Genomic DNA, 18475 nt, shown 5'->3' on the forward strand with positions numbered 1-18475 from the left:
TATTCGTCAGCAACTTGTACTGCATAAATTTAGCAGTATATATTCTTTACCTATTCAATATATTGCTTAATAGTGCCTTTTCATGGCTTACTAAGCCATATATTCTAGGACAAGAATATACTATTAAATTAAAAATTGTAAGTCATTGGTTTCGATACTCATACTTATTATAAAGTAGTGTTATATATTGCTGTGCCTGACTCTACTCTTATCCTCTCCACCAAATACTAAAAAACCGATCACTTGAGGTAATCGGTTTTTCTATGCTTAAAATTTGACTTTTAAGATTAGATGCTCAGGCTGCTCTGATCTAAACTTTGCATTTAAAGCCCTATCGAGAGCATGCTTATTACATGGCAGGATTATCCAAAGCCCATCGATATAGCTTTCTAAGCCCATAGCTTGCTGGATCCACAAGCTCAAGCATATCCGCGCAGGCTTCAGAACAAAACAGTCGACGCTCAGGATTATAGAACCCTGGAATTACCGTTCTAATCAAAGCCAGATAGTCGTATTTAAAATTCTGGCGTTTATTAAACCAACGTATGGCATAGTCAATATCGCACATAACTGGTACCAGTACCCAGTGACTAGGTTTCATATCAATTATCTTACGCCGTAATCCGCCATCACGATGACTTGAGCTAATACAGTCATAGCGCCCCTCACCTAAGTTATTAATCACCAGCTCGCAATGACTATATGGAGAACCATCAATCATACTGATGATACGATCTAATGCCTTACCCTGATCAGCTATGTAAAAAGCTAAATAAGTCAGTTTCATCGTAGGCCTCCAGAAATTATTTTCTTATTAATTCTCAGACTACAAGTATGAACAAAGTTGTTCAAAAACATACTATATCATATTATTTATACTACACGATTATGTAGGAATAGGTTGATAAAGATGATTGAGGTAAAATAGTTTAATAGTTATGGAGAAAACCATAAAAAATACTGAGGGTTGTCCTGAGTAGTGCTGATATTTATCATCTACAAACATAAAAAAACTCCATCATTGCTGATGGAGTTTCACTAGAGCCTTATTTAAAACTTGGAGCTGTCCTAGTTAACTAATCCAATACCTTATTCAGCCATTTGCCAATGTTTTGAATTTGCGGCATACAGACCTGATGCGCCATTGGATAAGTGTTGTATTCCACCTCATAGCCTTTGTCTGTTAATAGTTGCTGCGCTTGCTGACCTAGAACCACTGGAACGACTGGGTCGTGAGTACCATGCTCAATGAGAATCGGTAGATCTTTATTGATGTCACTATAGCTCAAGCTGTCATTGGTAGCCAAATAGGTGGATAACGTCATCAGACCAGCCAAACGCTGTGGATAGCCAAGGGCAACATGATAAGCTACCGCCCCACCCTGCGAGAATCCTGCAATCACGATATTTTTGGGCTCAACGCCGCGCTCAATCTCACGCTGAATCAGATCGCGTATCTGCTGCGCTGAGCGCTCAATTTGAGCGATGTCGACTTTGCGCTCAAGGCTCATCTCAAGGATATCGTACCAAGCCGGCATCACCATACCGCCATTGATAGTAACGGGGATATTAGGCGCATGTGGAAAGACAAAGCGTACCGCCATATCATTAGCCAAACCTAGTTGCGGTACGACTGGCTCAAAGTCATGGCCACTGGCACCCAAACCATGCAGCCAAATCACCGCTCTATCTATTTGCTTGTTTGATGGGTTATGTTCAACAATGACCGCATCTAAATAATTACTCATATTTTTTATATTCCTTTTGTAGAAAGTTAGACGTCTAACAAACTTATATTCCAAATAACAGACGTATTTACAATATCTTTAGCTTTTTCTTCTTACTATGAGGCTCATTATTCTACAGCCTTTACGTAAAACTGCTAATCAAACAACTCATTAACCAATCAACCCTAGTTTCCATCAATTTTTCACATCTTTTGAGGACTGACAGCAAAACCTAAAACTGCTTTTGTGCTACGATAACTTTATGATTTCGGCGTACTGCTCTAAGGCGTGCCCTAGCTACTGTATGACGCCCTATTATTATTTTTCAATATCTGTTTTACACAGACATAACTGACCACAATTTTGCTATACCCTTTTTTCTTATACAACGATGTAGAGCCTATGACCCATATTTTACTGGTAGAAGACGATCCTGCTATTGCCATGTCGCTCAAAGTGACTTGCAAGCGTGAAGGCTGGAGAATCACGTGGCTAGATAACGCCAGTAGTGTACTGCCGATGCTACATAGTGATGAAGCGCAAGACCTATCGGCTATCATTCTGGATGTTGGCTTGCCAGATGGTGATGGTTTGAGCTTATGCCAACAGATACGCCATACGTCTGCTCTTAACGCTCTAAAAGACATTCCAATCGTATTCTTGACCGCCCGTAGTGATGAAGTCGATCGCATCTTGGGTTTGGAGATGGGCGGTGATGACTATTGTGCCAAGCCTTTTAGTCCACGCGAATTGGTCGCCCGCCTCAAAGCCATTTGGCGACGTGAGCAATTATTGTCTCAGCAGTCTGCAACTCAGACAACAGCAACAGATAATACAGATGGCAAGGCTTCCTCTAGCCTATTACCTAATTCAGCTTCTGCTAATAATATGTCAGGACAAGCATTAACCTTTGAGTGCCAGTCTGGTGTCTGGCATTACCAACCGCTCAATTACTCTTTAATGTGGCAAGAGCAAAAACTTGAGCTGAGCAATACAGAACGCAAAATCTTATTGACCTTATTACAAGCACCCAATCAAGTCTTTAGCCGTGAGCAGCTGTTAAATGCGGTGAGCGACTATCCAGATCATCGCTTGGCGCGGACGATAGATAGCCATATCAAGTCCATTCGTAAGCAACTGGCGACCGTTGACGCTAGCATTGATGTCATTCATACACACCGCGGGCTTGGTTATGCATTATGCCCTGCTTAACTATATTCCACTTAGTACTGGCATTTTACAACTTTAAATAGCACCTTCAAGTATATGAATTCTAAAGCTAAAGAAAACGTTAATAGCCATGCCAATAAAAGCGCCCATACTGATCACAGCAATTGGTATGCAAAACTGCATCCGATTGGCACAGCACAGCAAACCTCTGAGCCTAAACGATTACTAAATTTAAGCATTTTTTTTAGGATTTGGTTAGCCGTCGCTTTGGTAATTATTATTTGCGGTGTACTTGTATTTACTCAGCTGTTCGGTTACGTCAAGCCCACCGCGCAGCAAGTCATTGAAGACACCTTGCTTGATACCAGTCAAATACTAGCAGCCAGCCTACAAGTACCATTACAGTCAGGCGAGCTATTTGAAGACAACTTTCAACAGCAGCTCGACAGCGCCTTTATCGGTACGCCCACCATAACCAAATCATCTGATAATATCGCTAGCTCAAGATCCATCGATAGCATCAAAGAGCCCATTCATCTGAAAAAGACCCGCAGCAGCTTTCGTATCTATGTGACAGACAGTAATGGCAAGGTTATTTACGACTCCCTGCCAACGCCTAACAATGCTGAAGGTGAGGATTATAGCCGCTGGAATGACGTTTATCTGACCCTTCGGGGGCAATATGGGGCTAGAAGTACCGCCGATGCAAACAGCAAACGCAATGGCTCAATCATGTATGTGGCACAGCCTATCAAAGATGAGATAGGCAATCTTATCGGGGTGGTGAGTGTCGGTAAGCCTGTCGATAGCGTGTTGCCTTATCTGGACAATACACGCAATCGCATGCTTCTCACGGCATTGCTCATTAGTATCGTCGCCCTTATCTTAGCAGGACTGGTCGCATGGTGGCTTAAGCAGAGCATTACTTTGGTTACTCAATATACAAGTGCGCTGGCTGAGGACACTAAAAAGCCTTATTTTTACTTAGGCCATGAGCTCAACAGCTTAACAGACACGATCGAGACCATGAAACATCGCTTAGAAAATCGAGCGTACGTCACGGACTATGTCCATACCCTAACCCATGAGCTCAAAAGCCCTTTGACGGCCATTCGTGCCAGCAGTGAGCTATTAGAAGATGACGGACTGGATTATGAAGATCGGCAAATGCTCATCCAAGCCATTGGTGAACAAAGCATCAAAATGCAGCAATTGATTGATCGGCTACTATTACTTGCCAAAATTGAACAACCGAGCTTTAAGTTGAATCGGCAGTTGACGCCTTTATTACCCTTGTTACAAAGCTTAGCTAAAGACAATGCTGCGAAACTGCAACAGCAGCAGCTCTCGCCTATTGAAATCTATATTGACGATAAGTGCTTTACAAAAACAACGACTTTATCAGCAAATATGTTGGCAAATACCAGTGTTTTCGCTGATCAGTTCTGGTTGGTACAAGTGCTACAAAACGTGTTAGATAATGCCATTTATTTTGCCGACAGCACTGTCAACATTCATGTACATAACATAGCGCAGACGGTAACCATTGATATCTTCAATGATGGCAAATTATTACCTGATTATGCGGTTGATAAAGCTTTTGACCGTTATTTTAGCCTATCGCATCAAACTCAAAAAGAACATACCTCTATGTCTAGTGGCGCTCTAAAAAAAGGCACTGGTCTTGGTCTAACCTTAGTTAAACAAGTGATTGAACATCACGGAGGCCATGTGACTATTCGTAATGTTAATGCTAATGATGATAGAAAGGCTGCTATCACTAAACGTTCTGGCGTGATGGTAAGCATTACCCTACCCTTAGCTAAAGATTAAAAAGGTTGCGCGAAATAAATACTTGTCTTTTTCAATAAGTCTTTTTCAATTATTAAAAGCCAAATTATTGATGACAGTTCATTAACTTTCCATCATTCCTACATATATTTTCTATCTTCTTGTTTTACGATAGCGTTATTCAAATTCGTAAATAAAACTTAAGAGAGAAATTCTATGCAACATATTGTTATTAAAAGCTTGCTAGGCCAGAACCGCCATCATTGCGCACAGACTTTATCAAACCACGGCATCGACAGTATTGAATTTGGCCATTGGTTGGCCATTCCCAGTCAGCAATTATTATTGGTTTTTCGTCATCAGCAGTGTGTGGCTATTGATGATTATCAATTGGCAGCTTAAGACTGCTATTAATTTGCCAACTAGAACTCAACCATCAACTGGGTAATTACCCTTTTAAACATCCATAAAAAAGCCCTCTATCGTTTCTAATCATATTTCATTAGAAACGATAGAGAGCTAATCGCTTTACAATATACTTTGAGGCGACTCTAAGTAATCGATTCTACCGGTTGCTTAACATCCCCGTTTTGACCACGATGACGCAGATAATGATCGAGCAATACAATCGCTAGCATGGCTTCTGCAATGGGCGTTGCACGTACCCCAACACAAGGATCATGACGACCCTTGGTAAGCATATCGACCGCCTCGCCTTGAGTGTTGATACTCTTGCCAGGGGTAGTAATACTAGACGTTGGCTTAAGCGCGATACTGACACTGATATCTTGTCCTGACGAGATGCCGCCCAAGATACCGCCAGCATGATTGGCAGTGAAGCCATCTGGCGTCAGCTCATCACGAGAGCTATGACCAAACTGCCCAGCCACCGCCATACCATCACCAATTTCTACGCCTTTGACCGCATTGATGCTCATCATCGCATGGGCAATATCAGCATCTAAGCGATCGAATACTGGCTCACCAAGTCCGACCGGTACGCCACTGGCGATAACTTCTAACTTCGCCCCGCAGCTAGTACCTTCACGGCGGAGACTGTCTATCAAGGTCTCAAAGCGACCAATAGCGTCTTTGTCAGCAGTGAAGAACGGGTTGCTATTTACGAAGTCCCAATCAATTTGGCTAGGGTCTGTGACGTTACTATATTCATTACCAATTTGGGTAACATGACCACGGATTTGCACGCCCAAGCGATCTTGCAAATACTTCTTAGCAATAGCACCAGCCGCCACTCGCATCGCCGTCTCACGTGCAGATGAGCGCCCGCCGCCGCGATAGTCGCGAAAACCATACTTCATACTGTAAGTATAGTCAGCATGACCTGGGCGAAAAGTGTCTTTAATCTCGCTATAGTCTTTTGATTTTTGATTGGTATTACGAATCAGCAGACCAATAGACGTACCAGTAGTTTTGCCTTCAAACACGCCAGAGATAATCTCGACTTCGTCAGACTCGCGGCGCTGAGTTGAGTACTTAGAGGTACCCGGTTTACGACGGTCCAAATCTACCTGCAAGTCGTCTGCGGATAATGCCAAACCTGGTGGTACGCCATCGACGATTGCCATGAGACCTGCACCGTGCGATTCACCGCAAGTGGTGACAGTGAAAACCTGCCCAATACTATTGCCTGCCATATCTATCCTTAAACCAATAAAATCTATTTAGAAGCGTCTAATTGAGGTCTAGAGCAATCACTATACTACTGAGCATTATCCAGTAGCTGTACATAGTGCGCAAACAGCTCACGATATTCCATCAGCTCATCATAAGTAATGGCAAACACACCATGACCGCCAAGCGCGAATTTGAGCCAATCAAACTGGATGTCTGGATAAGCTTGACTGAGCGCCCACTCACTATCTCCCACTTCACACACCAGCAAACCCTCGGGGCTAAGATAGTCTGGCGCCTCAAATAAAATACGATGCACCAAATCCAGCCCATCTTGACCTGCGGCTAGTGCGTGCTCAGGCTCATACAAAAACTCAGGTGGCAAGTCTGCCATGATAGCCGCATCGACATACGGCGGATTGGTTACGATGAGCTCGTACTGATTTTCGGCAGGAATTTTCGCGAATAAGTCAGATTCAATCACATTCACTTGATGACCAAGATCATGATGATCGACGTTGACCATAGCGACTTCAAGCGCGCCTTTATCAATATCGACAGCATCCACTAGCGCATCCACAAAACGTGTCGCCAGCGCGATCGCAATACAACCAGAGCCAGTACACAAATCTAAAATGCGCTCTGGCTGTGACAATTGTTTCACCTCAAGCCCGTGCTCATAAAACTTAGCAGGTTGCTCATTGGCGGTCATACCAAGAGGCTTGGCAAGCTCATTGATATCAAAGTACGGATAAAACTGTTGGCGAATCAACTCGGCTACTGGCGAGCGTGGAATAAGCACGCGCTCATCCACGTAAAAAGGCAAGTCGCAGAAATAAGCCAAATTAATCAGGTAGCTTAGCGGCTTGCGCTCAGCGATACGCTCTTCTAGCAAGCTCAATACTGCTTGCTTCTCTGAAGCCGTCAAGCGGCAGTCAAGTATCTGCTCGTTCGCTGCCCAGTCCAAAGACAAAGAATGCAAGACAATAGCAGCTGCTTCAGCAAACTCATCATTGGTCCCTTGCGCGACGACGACGTCGTAATTGCGTAGCTGTGTCACTGCAAAACGAATAAAGTCACGAATGCTAAATAGCTGTTCACGTGCTTCTTCAAGCTCGCTATGCAGGTTTGCATAGTCGCTGTGATCAGTAGCAAACTCTGTCTCGCTTCCTATATCATCTTCCAAGTCTAGAGTTTCTTGATCATTGAGATATTGGTTTTGAAACTCTTCTGCACTCATAGTCTGGTGTTCTGGCATATCGCACCTTGCTAGTTACATGTTGGCTACATGCTGGTTGGTTAAATAAAATATTGTTCTCGCATTATAGACGCAAAGCCGATACAGCGCCAACGACTATAAGTATTAGTTTAAAAGAATGTACTGACAAATCTCTAAGATGCCTCTGGCCTGCCCTGTCAACATCTTGCTAAAAACTTGCTATAACAAGCATTTACGCAATTTGACAGTCAAACTATTGATTGAACATTGCCTGATTGTAGTCAATACGTCAGCATTTGACGCTTAGCATTTCATCAATGCAAAAAGATGTGTCAAAAGTTTGCGTAGCGTCTGAATTATGAGCATAATAGCCTCACTGTAACAACTAACTGTGATCAAACATGATGAAAATAAAGCCACTTATTACCGCTATGTCTATCGCTGTTATCAGCGCCAGTATTGGCATTAGCGCATTTGCTGCAACGACCGACAGCTCTCGCACCCTACCAATACGCACTGCTGACTCACTGCCTAGTATCGCCAAAAAAGTTAGCCTCGATGTGCAAGAAAATCGTAGCAGCTCAACCACTGGCAGCTCAACTACCGATAGTAGCAAGGTAGCACCTAAGTCTACTGACCGCATGAGCCAGCTGATTGACTCAAAGAAAAAAGCCAATCAAGTAGAAGCGCCAGCCGTAGCAGCTGACAACATGAGTGCGCAAGAGCTGACTCGCAAAGACGAGCAATCTGATAGCACTGACGACATCACTGAAGGTCAAGCTTTTGCCGCCCCTAGTGATGCCGCTCCTATCGACTCAACTGATCCGTTGTCTTTTGAGCTGCCTGCCGATCAGCAACTACAAGGCGCCAGCGATGACACTGCCATCAAAAGTATCGAAGACAAAGATGGCAAAAGATATACCACGCTGAACCTATCCAACTATGCCAAACAAGTAAACGATGCCATTTGGTCGCCGAATATGAAAGTCAACTCAGCGATGACGATTAAGATGCAGGCTTTGCTTGATTGGAACCATGCGTCTCCTGGTCCAATTGATGGCGGTTGGGGCATGAATAGCAGAAAAGCCTTAACCAATTTCCAAACCATGAAAGGCTTGCCAGCAACGGGTAAGATGGATCAAAAAACATGGGATGCCTTGATTAAAAACATTCCTGCCAACAAACCTGTGCTCGTGACATATACGCTCACTGAAGATGATATCAATACCAAGTTTGCGACCACTCCTGCTGGCTCAGAAGCCAAGTCAAAGATGAAAGGCTTGTATTACCAAGACATCAAAGAGATGCTTGCCGAGCGCTTTCATATGGATGTACGCTACTTAGATAAGCTCAACAAAAATAAAAACTATCAAGCAGGTGAAACCATTACTGTGGTCAACAACCGCGCACCGCTTAACAAGCGAATCAACCGTGTGGTGGCAAACAAAGCAGACAAAACTTTATATGCTTATAATGGTAACCAATTGGTCGCCACCTATCCAACCACTGTCGGTAGTGATGCCACTCCTTCACCTCAAGGCACGTTTAAAATCATCAATAGAGTGAAGATGCCTTGGTATAAAGCGACTGTCGGTGACGGTGCTCAAAAGAAGGTGCATATGCTACCACCAGGCCCGAATAACCCAGTAGGCGTGGTGTGGATGGGACTATCCAAACCCTCTTATGGTATTCATGGCTCGCCAAAGCCTGAAGGCATCAGCCGTCAAGCATCAGCAGGCTGTGTACGCTTGACCAACTGGGACGTGTTAGAAGTCTATGCCAATATCGAAAATGGCGCGACAGTCGAGCTCAAATAATCAGTATGCAACGACAGCTTAGAAGTTAGATATAATAAAAAGACCTTTTCGTAAGGTCTTTTTGTTTTTTGACTGTTGGTTTAGTTATAAAGTATGGTCAATTCAATGTAAAAGAGGTAACAGAATGCAGATGGCTATATGGCACCTTCAACGAGAGACTATCACTCTTTTATAGTAGATTGAATAACTAGGAGTTAATTATGAAAACAGTGATGTTTATAGGTTACGGATCTATGGCAAGAAAGGTGCACGAGATGCTACCTAAAAATGTCATATTGTCGACTGTATTGGCCAGCGCTAGAAGCGCAAGCAGACTAAAAGCGGAGATAGGCGATGCTGTCAATGTGATTACCTCGGTAGATGATTTGGTAGAGGTGCCTGATATCGCTATTGAAATGGCAGGACAAGAGGGAGTCAAAGAACACGGTCTAAAAATTTTAAAAAAAGGCATACCACTTTGGATTGTCTCGGTTGGCGCTTTTACCGATGAAAAATTAGCGATAGCGCTACATGATGCCGCTAAGGCGCACGGGGTAAAAATTCATATCTTAGCAGGAGCAGTAGCAGGCATTGATGGTATCAATGCTGCAAGCTTAGCGGGACTAGATAAAGTGATAGATCAAGGCAGAAAAAGCCCGTCTGGTTGGCAAGGCAGTCATGCTGACGAGCTTATTGATTACGACTCTTTAGACAAAGCAACGGTGTTTTTTACAGGCAGTGCCAGAGACGCTGCGACTTTATTTCCTGAAAACTCGAATGTAGCAGCAACCATCGCTCTTGCAGGGGTTGGACTTGATGACACCCAAGTGGAATTGGTTGTCGATCCAGCGCTTGAACACAACATTCATCGTATAATGGCTGAAGGCACGTTTGGTAAGCTTGAAATCAGCATCACAGGCCTACCCTTAGCTGAAAACCCCAGAACTTCGAGTTTAGCAGCATTTAGCGCATTACGTCTGTGCCACCAGCTTGACCAAGCTCTACAAATATGAAGTCAAATTAGGACTCGTCTTCAATTGATATAAAAAAACAGCCTCTAATGGGCTGTTTTAAAATTTGTTAGTCGCTACTCTTTTGTGAGTTGTTACTCTACAGTATAAAAGTGCTCATTAACTAGGCTCGATGTCCGTTTTTACCTTCTTCGCCTGTGATGCTTCCGATTTTTTTAGTAAAAAATAAGCCAGCTGGAATAGAAACCAATAGGCCAACAGCCACAGCGATTTGAATATGAGGAATCTCATTAAACCCTGTCACTAGAGCGGCAATCATGAGCACACCGACGATGACGGTTGCTGCCATAGAGTAGATCATTGAAAATAACGGCCAGTTCATGGTTTATTCCTTATATTTTTTGTGGTTATACCTATATTTATACACTAATTCCTTACAAAAAGTAAGCCTTAACCATAGACTGGTAAGACAACAATAATAAGAGACTTACAGATAAACCCATGCTATAATTAGGGATTTATATATCGGCTATTTTATGCTCGCTTACAGAGTATCTTATCTAAAGCCATTGAGCATTTATAACAGTCAGCACCCCCTCCCTATATAAATCATCTTTTAGTATTTTTTCCTAATATCATTCCCTAGTACTGTTCCGTTATCTGCAATCTTGATTGCGCGCGTTAATACCTTTTTCTGTATCGCTCTTCTTTTTTAATATTTTTGAGTCATAAAATCTGCTAGGCTTTTACTGATTTACCATTACAATGGTGGTTCTTACTCATCTGCTAAAGCTCTGTCGCCATGACTTCATCTAATAACCACTCACCTGACTCTTTATCTAAACAACATCCACTAGATAATGCAGACCATACTAATAATAATGAAGCGACCACCGAGCCTGACACCCAAACAGCGCAAGAGCCTTTAACCGACCCTATCAATAATTTGTCTGCGAAAAGTGCTGAGAAAAATAAAGATAATAAGGAAGAGACAGATGGTGAAGAAAGTACAGAGAGAGAAGATCAAAAAGTAGAAACCGATTGCGCACAGCATCCTGAATCTGAAGTCACCATCACCTCGCCTAGCCCTGATGTGGTTATTGCTACCGTAGAAACCCCAGATGTTGAAGACTTGGTTCATGAGGACATAAAAGCAGAGCAACAAAACCACAGCGCATCAACCTCCTCCGAAGTAACAACGACCCAACAAAACAACTCTAAAGATAATGATACTCAAGCAACCCATACAGAGAACGATAGCGTCAATGAAGGACAGAGTGACAACAACACAGACAGTCTTGATAAAACAAATAGTGTCGGTGATGAAGTCAATCAAAGTGAGTCAAACCAACATAGCTTTAATGAAAAAGAGCACGCGAAGAAACAAAGCCTCACTTCTGAAGATGGCGAAAATGAAGAATATCTGGATGATGAAGAAAAACAAGAGGCTGTCGAAAAACAGAAAGAAGCCAAACTCGAATCTTATAAGCAGTTCGTCGCTGAACAGTTTAGTCATCAAAAAGTAGATTATCCTGAGGTACGGGTCAAAATCGAGGCCAATGCCTTACCGAGCAAAATGTACTTTGTGATGAATATCCTCTCTGCCATTATTGCCAGTTATGGATTGGTGACCAATTCTGCAGCAGTAGTGATTGGCGCGATGCTCGTCGCCATGATGCTAGGCCCTATTACTGGCATAGCATTGGCGATTATTGATCACCGTGCGCCTCTACTACGCAAATCGCTATTCACCGTGATAGCTGGCGTATCTTTGGTAGTCTTGGTTGGATTTTTGGTAGGTTGGCTGCATAAGGAACAACCGCTAACCGCAGAGATCCTATCACGTACTCAGCCGACGTCGATGGATTTGATGATTGCACTCGCAGGCGGCACGGCGGGTGCATACGCTATGGTCTCTCCGCATTTATCAGTCGCTGTGGTCGGCGTGGCAGTTGCAACGGCGTTGGTACCGCCATTAGCGGCCAGTGGTATTTTATTTGCCAATGGTGAGACCCAGCTCGGGCTTGGGGCATTGCTACTCGCTATCACCAACATCATCGCCATTCAATTTACCAATGCCTTAGTACTATGGGTTTTAGGCTTTCGGCGCTTAGTCGATGACGATTATAAGTCGAGCAATTATTTGACCTTTTTGCGCCGTAATGCTGTCACCCTACTGCTACTGGTTGGGCTAGGTATCTATTTATCATACAATCTGAATAAAAACGCCAATCAACAAACTTTTGAGAATAGTATCAAAACAGCGATTAACAACTACTTTATCGATAAAGGCAATGTGCTGACCAATACTCAGTTTGATAATACCTCTGAGCACTTAACCATTCGCGCCGTCATTCAGGGTGAGACGACGCCAAGCTCCTATGATGTGCGCCAAATTGAGGCCATTATCTCTAAAGATATGGCGGATAGCTTTGCTACCGACACGCCTATTAAACTGCAATTACGCTATTTTCCTGTACAAGTGATTGAGGCCGATCCATTGACTGCTGATAAGCTTGATAAAACCGATGCCGCAATTTTGACTAATTAGCCCTTAAGCTAACAAACCCTAGTCTACCTTCTCAACAACCTGCAAAAACTCAGGCTTTTTATGTATAAAGCCTTGCCGCCATGATCTAACCACCTGATGCCCAATCCTCTTGCAATGAAGTACTGAATATCCATTCCTGATGTGATCATGGCAACGATCGAGATCTCTTATATTTATACCAAACCCAACAATTAAAGTTGCGCCCAGGTACGAGCAGTTAACGACCGAATTCTTTGTGGCTGTTTAAGCAAATTATTCCAAGCCAAGCAAGTGGCATCGACAATAGCCTCATAACTGTCATAACAACGATTAGATAGCTCATTTTGCTTAAGGTACTGCCATACTCTCTCTCAGAGGGATTGAGCTCAGGTGAATAAGGCGGTAGTTTAAGCATAGTGACATTAGCCTGATTCAAGCTTGGTTGATGCCATAATGCGTCCATCCATCACCACCACCGCATGACGTCCTTTTGGAACGGCTTTACTAATCTCTTGCATATGCAATAACATGGTGTGTTTATTAACGAAAGGCAGTACTAAGCCGACAGCCTTCTTTGTCGCTGGACAAAAGGCACCAAACAGATAAGCGGAATGAAACTGTTGCTGCTTGATCAGTCGAGGTCGCCCACCGCGGTAATGCCGAACTCTGGTCAATGAGCCTTGTTGTCCTATTCGAGTTTCATCTTGAAACCAGATATCCACTTGATCTAGGCTCACATCAGTAGGCAGTGACGCCTTAACCTGTGCTATAAAGTTTTTTAAAAGCGTCTTGAGCTTGTGGGTCGGCTTTTGGATGCTGACTACGAGCACTTATCCAACTCATATCAATACGCTTGAGTAGCTCGTAGATACCGTTAACGGTGTAGTGAGCGTTGTAGTGTTCTTTAGCCAATTGCTGAATGTCTTTGCCGGTTAGACGACCGCCAGCGCGCTTTTCTTGTTCAGAGACTATCATGGCTTTAAAAGCGGCTGTGTCTGCTTCTGCCAATTTGCTGCGACGACCTCGACGATGACGATCGTAGAGACTCTCAAGTCCTCGTTCATAATATCGCTTCAATGTCCGTCTGGCAGTTTCAGGATGTATGCAGAGGTCTTTGGCAATATCGTTGGTGGCTTTGCCTATACTATATTGGTATAAGATGAGCAGGCGTAGTCGGGCTCTGGGATTGCGCTCAGTCTTTGAGTGTTTGCCAAAGTCATGGTCTTCTAGGTTATGTATTGGTATAGTCATAAGTGGATTATACTATATATTTTGGGTTTGGTATTAGTAGTTTATCCCAATATGTAAATCAGACTTGAATTCAAGGCCCTGCCAAGTACAATGTGCTTCGAGCTAAACAGGCTCTCAGCCCTCATCGCAAGTTATGGGCTGATAAGCAATTCGGCGGCAGAGGTACTATCGCCTACTCAGCCGATGTTTATATATTCTATATTTTGCGCTACTGCAATAACTCAGGCACGTTAGCCTAACGAACCTACAGCTTCAGGGATAGGAGTACATAATAGTGAACAAACAATCTTGGCAAATAGCGGCGGCCTATATGTCGGTAGTGGTTGGCGGAGGTTTTGCCTCTGGTCAGGAAGTGCTTCAGTTTTTTACTGGTTACGGTATGGCGGGTGTTATTGGTACGCTGGTCAGTGCGGCACTTTTTGCTTTTTTGGGAATGCAAATTGCACGCATGAGCTCAAGTATGCAGGCCAATTCACACAAAAAAGTACTGTATACCCTATTTGGCACACGTGCTGGATTTGTTATGGACGTGGTTTTGTCATTCTTTTTGTTTGGCGTTGGTGTGGTTATGCTCGCTGGTAGTGGCTCAATTTTTGCTCAGCAGTACGCTTGGCCACCGCTGGTTGGCGGTGTTTTTATGACGATACTAGTGATTGCCACACTTTGTTTAAACGTAAGAGGCATTATAAGACTAATCAGTATCATCATGCCTATACTGCTATTATTAATATTGGCCATCACCACTTACTCAATTTTTACCAGCAACGTCGCCAATGACACGCTAAATGAGGTAGCAAAGGAAATACCCACTATCAGCTCGGACTGGCCAGTATCGAGCTGGTTTTTTGGTGCGGTGCTTTATGCTTCATTTAACATTGCAGTTGGCTTTCCTATGCTGGCCGTGATTGGGGGTATGACGCGCTCACAAAAAACAGCGGCGAGCGGCGGCGCGATGGGCGGTCTTGGCTTGGGTTTATTAATCTTCTTACTCAACATTGGCCTTTTTGCCAACATCGATACCCTCATAGGCGTTGAAATGCCTACTTTAGGGTTGGCCTCAAATATTTCACCAGTGTTAGCGGTGATTATGTCAGTGACGCTCATTTGTATGATATACAGCACTGCAGTAGGTATGTTTTTTGCCTTTAGCACACGTTTTGCTACGCCAGGGACGAAGGGTTTTAAATGGCTTAGCGCCTTTTTTGCTGTCGTTGGGCTGGGCTTAAGTCAGCTTGGTTTCAGTAAGCTCATTGGTACAGTGTATCCAATGCTAGGCATCGTTGGTCTAATCATGATTGTGGCGATTATTTTGGCATGGGTTCGAAGCCGCAACCAGCCAGCACAAATACCAAGCTAAAACTGACCATACTTAGTATCCTATATCAACACCCTTGGCGTTTGTGCTAAAATCGCTTGCAAAATTACTTTACTTATTCTACTTAATATTATCCGTCAGTAAGGAGCCGCTGTGAGCCAGCCATTTCGCTCAGCCGATATTCGTCAAGCCTTTATAGATTATTTTATAAGCAAGCAGCACACCGCAGTCCCCTCATCGAGCCTGATTCCACATAACGACCCGACATTGCTATTTACCAATGCGGGGATGAATCAGTTTAAAGAGACGTTTTTGGGAATGGAGCCTCGTGACTATACGCGCGCGGTGACCTCGCAAAAATGCGTCCGTGCAGGTGGCAAACACAATGACTTAGATAATGTTGGCTATACTGCCCGTCATCATACTTTCTTTGAGATGCTTGGCAACTTCTCCTTTGGCGATTACTTCAAGCAAGCTGGTATCGCTTATATTTGGGAGTTTTTGACTTCTGATGAATGGTTGGCAATCGACAAAGACCGTTTATATGTCACTATTTACGAAACCGATGACGAAGCCTTTGATATTTGGCATACAGATATCGGCGTGCCTGCAGAGCGCATCATTCGTATTGGTGACAATAAAGGCGCGCCTTACGCTTCTGATAACTTTTGGACGATGGGCGATACGGGTCCTTGTGGCCCTTGTACCGAAGTCTTCTATGATCACGGCCCTGACATCGAAGGTGGCCTCCCAGGCACACCTGAAGAAGACGGCGACCGCTTTATCGAGATTTGGAACTGTGTATTTATGCAGTTCAATCGCCAAAAAGACGGCACTATGTTGCCATTACCTGCGCCAAGTGTCGATACGGGCATGGGGCTTGAGCGCATCAGTGCCATCATGCAAGGTGTCCACAGCAACTATCAAATCGACTTGTTTGTCAGCTTGATGGATGCGGCAGCAGATATCTTAGGCATCGCTAATGAGCAGCAAGCCTCTCTGAACGTCATTGCTGATCACATTCGTGCAGTCGCGTTTTTGATTGCTGATGGTGTGCTACCAAGTAATGAAGGTCGCGGCTATGTCCTGCGCCGCATTATTCGCCGCGCGGTACGTCATGGCAATAAGCTTGGTGCAGAAAGCGAGTTTTTCTATCAAATGGTTGCGCCACTTGTCGCTGAGATGGGTGACGCGTATCCAGAGCTAAAAGACAAACAAAGCCAAATTGAAAGTGCGATTCAAAAAGAAGAAGCGCAGTTTGCCAAAACATTGGCGCAAGGCTTACGCCTACTTGCCAGCGAGCTTGAAGGCTTGCAAGATGGTGACATCCTCTCTGGTGCGGCAGCATTTAAGCTTTATGATACTTACGGCTTCCCGCTGGATTTGACCGCTGATATCACTCGTGAGCGCGGCATTACTATTGATGAAGACGAGTTTGACGAGCACATGCAGGCACAGCGCGAGCGTGCACGTGATGCCGGCAAGTTTGATGTCGATTATAGTAGCGTCATTCAAGTCGATAGCCCGACTGAATTCATTGGTTATGAGCAATTAACAGAAGACAATGTCACTCTGCTCGCTCTTTATCAAAACGGCGAATCTACTGAAGCCTTGAATGAAGGCATGGAAGGCGTCGTCGTTCTTGATCGCACGCCATTTTATGCTGAAGGCGGTGGTCAAGTCGGTGAGCTTGGTGAAATCCGTACCGCTACGGGCGTCTTTGAAGTACAAGACACCAAAAAATCTGGCCAAGCCATCATTCATCATGGTGTCGTTACCATGGGTGAGATTAGCGCTAAGCAAAGCGCTGAAGCGCAAGTACTCTCGAATATCCGTATCGCTAGCGCTAAAAACCACTCTGCGACTCATTTATTACATGCTGCTCTACGCCAAGTGCTCGGTGGCGAAGTCACGCAAAAAGGCTCATTGGTCTCAAGTGAGGTATTGCGCTTTGACTTCTCCTACGATAAGCCAGTCAGCAGCGCTGAGCTGATGCAGATTGAGCGCTTGGTAAACGAGCAAATTCAAGCCAACGCGCCAGCTTGCATCGAGCACATGTCTATTGATGAAGCCATGGATAAAGGTGCCATTGCGCTATTTGGTGAAAAATACGGTAATGATGTACGGGTACTGACCATGGGTACAGACAAAGTGGTTGATGGTCAGCGCCAACCCTTCTCTATCGAGCTATGTGGTGGTCTGCATGTAGAGCGTACTGGCGATATTGGTATCCTTAAAATCACCAGTGAGTCAGGTATCGCCGCTGGCGTGCGCCGTATTGAAGCCGTCACTGGCATGAACGCTGTCAAATATCTACAACAAGGTGATCAACAGTTAAGCGAGTTGGCAGGTCGACTAAAAGTCAAACGTCCTGAGATTGCCCAGCGTGTTCAGACCATGGCAGACAAGCAACGTGAGCTTGAAAAGCAGATAGAACGTTTAGAGCAAAAGATGGCCAGCGCGCAAGCAGCGAACCTACTTGATGATGTGCAGAATATTGCTGATGTACCTGTATTGATTAGCACCTTATCAGGCGTAGATGGCAAGTCGATTCGCACGCTGATGGATGATATCAAATCCAAGCTTCCTGATAGCGTCATTGTCTTGATCGGTGATAAAGACGGACAACTGGCTTTGGCAGCCAGTGTGGCCAAGTCGGTCACCAATCGCATTAAAGCGGGTGATATCGTTCGTCACTTAGCAGGTGAGTTAGGTGGTAAAGGTGGCGGTAAGCCTGACTATGCACAAGGCGGTGCGCCCAAGCCTGATAATAGTGCTGCTATTGTCAGCAGCTTACCCAGTTGGCTTGAGTCTCAGCTTGGCTAACCAGCACTTATTGAGCGCAGTCATGCTTTATTAAGCAAGAAACACACGATTGGTTATATAGCTCATAACCAATCGCCATACATCAAAACGCAGCTATGACTTAATTTCAGCGCGTGATTATGGTATAAAGTACCACTGTCAGACAACAAGTCCGTCAATATATAGTCAATCCACTATAAAATGATGCAGTTTTTATAATTCGGCTTCAAGGGTGTTAATTTAATCAACAACGGTGCTTGGCCTCAGC

General features: G+C 44.2%; 16 protein-coding genes. 8 read left to right on the forward strand and 8 right to left on the reverse strand.

The features are described 5' to 3' along the window. Positions 1–349: 349 nt before the first annotated feature. Together JMX03_RS09705 and JMX03_RS09710 are read right to left on the reverse strand one after the other, a co-directional pair. Complete coding sequence (locus JMX03_RS09705) at positions 350–787, reverse strand: hypothetical protein (protein WP_201596447.1); 438 nt, start codon at positions 785–787, stop codon at positions 350–352. A gap of 289 nt (positions 788–1076) precedes the next feature. Next, positions 1077–1748, reverse strand: a complete 672-nt coding sequence (locus tag JMX03_RS09710) for an alpha/beta hydrolase (RefSeq protein ID WP_201596449.1) — start codon at positions 1746–1748, stop codon at positions 1077–1079. A gap of 381 nt (positions 1749–2129) precedes the next feature. Here JMX03_RS09710 and JMX03_RS09715 point away from each other — a divergent pair, with 381 nt between their 5' ends. From JMX03_RS09715 to JMX03_RS09725, 3 genes are all read left to right on the forward strand, one after another. Continuing rightward, positions 2130–2939, forward strand: coding sequence for a response regulator (locus JMX03_RS09715; RefSeq protein ID WP_201596451.1), 810 nt, complete (start codon positions 2130–2132; stop codon positions 2937–2939). Positions 2940–2993: 54 nt separating this feature from the next. Further along, entirely contained in the window at positions 2994–4730 is a 1737-nt protein-coding gene (gene creC, locus JMX03_RS09720) for a two-component system sensor histidine kinase CreC (RefSeq protein ID WP_201596453.1), read from the forward strand. A 174-nt stretch (positions 4731–4904) separates the two neighbouring features. Next, positions 4905–5090: a hypothetical protein gene (locus JMX03_RS09725; RefSeq protein WP_201596455.1), complete on the forward strand. Its 186-nt coding sequence runs from the start codon at positions 4905–4907 to the stop codon at positions 5088–5090. A 149-nt stretch (positions 5091–5239) separates the two neighbouring features. Here JMX03_RS09725 and aroC read toward each other — a convergent pair whose 3' ends face one another. Continuing rightward, entirely contained in the window at positions 5240–6343 is a 1104-nt protein-coding gene (gene aroC / locus JMX03_RS09730) for a chorismate synthase (protein ID WP_201596457.1), read from the reverse strand. Positions 6344–6408: 65 nt separating this feature from the next. Continuing rightward, positions 6409–7578 carry a 50S ribosomal protein L3 N(5)-glutamine methyltransferase gene (gene prmB, locus JMX03_RS09735; protein WP_201596459.1) on the reverse strand — a complete coding sequence of 390 codons (1170 nt, stop codon included), beginning with the start codon at positions 7576–7578 and terminating at the stop codon, positions 6409–6411. Positions 7579–7940: 362 nt separating this feature from the next. On the opposite strand from prmB, the gene JMX03_RS09740 reads away from it, so the two are divergent. Continuing rightward, positions 7941–9356: a L,D-transpeptidase family protein gene (locus JMX03_RS09740; RefSeq protein WP_201596461.1), complete on the forward strand. Its 1416-nt coding sequence runs from the start codon at positions 7941–7943 to the stop codon at positions 9354–9356. 200 nt (positions 9357–9556) lie between these two features. Beyond that, positions 9557–10348: an aspartate dehydrogenase gene (locus JMX03_RS09745; RefSeq protein WP_201596463.1), complete on the forward strand. Its 792-nt coding sequence runs from the start codon at positions 9557–9559 to the stop codon at positions 10346–10348. Positions 10349–10469: 121 nt separating this feature from the next. On the opposite strand, the gene JMX03_RS09750 is transcribed toward JMX03_RS09745, so the two are convergent. Continuing rightward, on the reverse strand, positions 10470–10688 hold the full coding sequence (locus JMX03_RS09750; protein WP_201574271.1) for a hypothetical protein: 219 nt from the start codon (positions 10686–10688) through the stop codon (positions 10470–10472). 420 nt (positions 10689–11108) lie between these two features. Here JMX03_RS09750 and JMX03_RS09755 point away from each other — a divergent pair, with 420 nt between their 5' ends. Next, the gene (locus JMX03_RS09755; RefSeq protein ID WP_201596465.1) at positions 11109–12857 is read left to right on the forward strand and encodes a TIGR00341 family protein; all 1749 of its coding nucleotides are present in this window, start codon (positions 11109–11111) and stop codon (positions 12855–12857) included. 217 nt (positions 12858–13074) lie between these two features. Here the strand turns inward: JMX03_RS09755 and JMX03_RS09760 are convergent, their stop codons facing one another. Genes JMX03_RS09760 through JMX03_RS09770 form a run of 3 tightly spaced genes read right to left on the reverse strand, consistent with a single transcriptional unit; the run spans position 13075 to position 14087 of the window. After that, on the reverse strand, positions 13075–13251 hold the full coding sequence (locus tag JMX03_RS09760; RefSeq protein ID WP_201596467.1) for a hypothetical protein: 177 nt from the start codon (positions 13249–13251) through the stop codon (positions 13075–13077). Positions 13252–13258: 7 nt separating this feature from the next. Next, entirely contained in the window at positions 13259–13558 is a 300-nt protein-coding gene (locus JMX03_RS09765; RefSeq protein ID WP_201596469.1) for a transposase, read from the reverse strand. Between the two features lie 34 nt (positions 13559–13592). After that, positions 13593–14087: a winged helix-turn-helix domain-containing protein gene (locus JMX03_RS09770; RefSeq protein ID WP_201595887.1), complete on the reverse strand. Its 495-nt coding sequence runs from the start codon at positions 14085–14087 to the stop codon at positions 13593–13595. A gap of 274 nt (positions 14088–14361) precedes the next feature. Between JMX03_RS09770 and JMX03_RS09775 the strand changes: the two genes are divergently transcribed. Both JMX03_RS09775 and alaS read left to right on the forward strand, forming a co-directional pair. Then, positions 14362–15444, forward strand: coding sequence for a YkvI family membrane protein (locus JMX03_RS09775; protein WP_201574269.1), 1083 nt, complete (start codon positions 14362–14364; stop codon positions 15442–15444). 111 nt (positions 15445–15555) lie between these two features. Further along, positions 15556–18228, forward strand: coding sequence for an alanine--tRNA ligase (gene alaS / locus JMX03_RS09780; RefSeq protein ID WP_201596471.1), 2673 nt, complete (start codon positions 15556–15558; stop codon positions 18226–18228). The last annotated feature ends 247 nt before the right edge of the window (positions 18229–18475 follow it).

It is taken from the genome of Psychrobacter fulvigenes (assembly GCF_904846155.1).
Lineage (GTDB): Bacteria > Pseudomonadota > Gammaproteobacteria > Pseudomonadales > Moraxellaceae > Psychrobacter > Psychrobacter fulvigenes.

Coding starts and splice junctions, on each gene's coding strand:
- JMX03_RS09750 (WP_201574271.1), bottom strand. CDS start 10,688: ATGAACTGGCCGTTATTTTCAATGATCTACTCTATGGCAGCAACCGTC.
- JMX03_RS09725 (WP_201596455.1), top strand. CDS start 4,905: ATGCAACATATTGTTATTAAAAGCTTGCTAGGCCAGAACCGCCATCAT.
- JMX03_RS09705 (WP_201596447.1), bottom strand. CDS start 787: ATGAAACTGACTTATTTAGCTTTTTACATAGCTGATCAGGGTAAGGCA.
- aroC (WP_201596457.1), bottom strand. CDS start 6,343: ATGGCAGGCAATAGTATTGGGCAGGTTTTCACTGTCACCACTTGCGGT.
- JMX03_RS09740 (WP_201596461.1), top strand. CDS start 7,941: ATGATGAAAATAAAGCCACTTATTACCGCTATGTCTATCGCTGTTATC.
- JMX03_RS09745 (WP_201596463.1), top strand. CDS start 9,557: ATGAAAACAGTGATGTTTATAGGTTACGGATCTATGGCAAGAAAGGTG.
- JMX03_RS09760 (WP_201596467.1), bottom strand. CDS start 13,251: ATGCTTAAACTACCGCCTTATTCACCTGAGCTCAATCCCTCTGAGAGA.
- JMX03_RS09755 (WP_201596465.1), top strand. CDS start 11,109: ATGACTTCATCTAATAACCACTCACCTGACTCTTTATCTAAACAACAT.
- prmB (WP_201596459.1), bottom strand. CDS start 7,578: ATGCCAGAACACCAGACTATGAGTGCAGAAGAGTTTCAAAACCAATAT.
- JMX03_RS09715 (WP_201596451.1), top strand. CDS start 2,130: ATGACCCATATTTTACTGGTAGAAGACGATCCTGCTATTGCCATGTCG.
- JMX03_RS09710 (WP_201596449.1), bottom strand. CDS start 1,748: ATGAGTAATTATTTAGATGCGGTCATTGTTGAACATAACCCATCAAAC.
- JMX03_RS09770 (WP_201595887.1), bottom strand. CDS start 14,087: ATGACTATACCAATACATAACCTAGAAGACCATGACTTTGGCAAACAC.
- creC (WP_201596453.1), top strand. CDS start 2,994: ATGAATTCTAAAGCTAAAGAAAACGTTAATAGCCATGCCAATAAAAGC.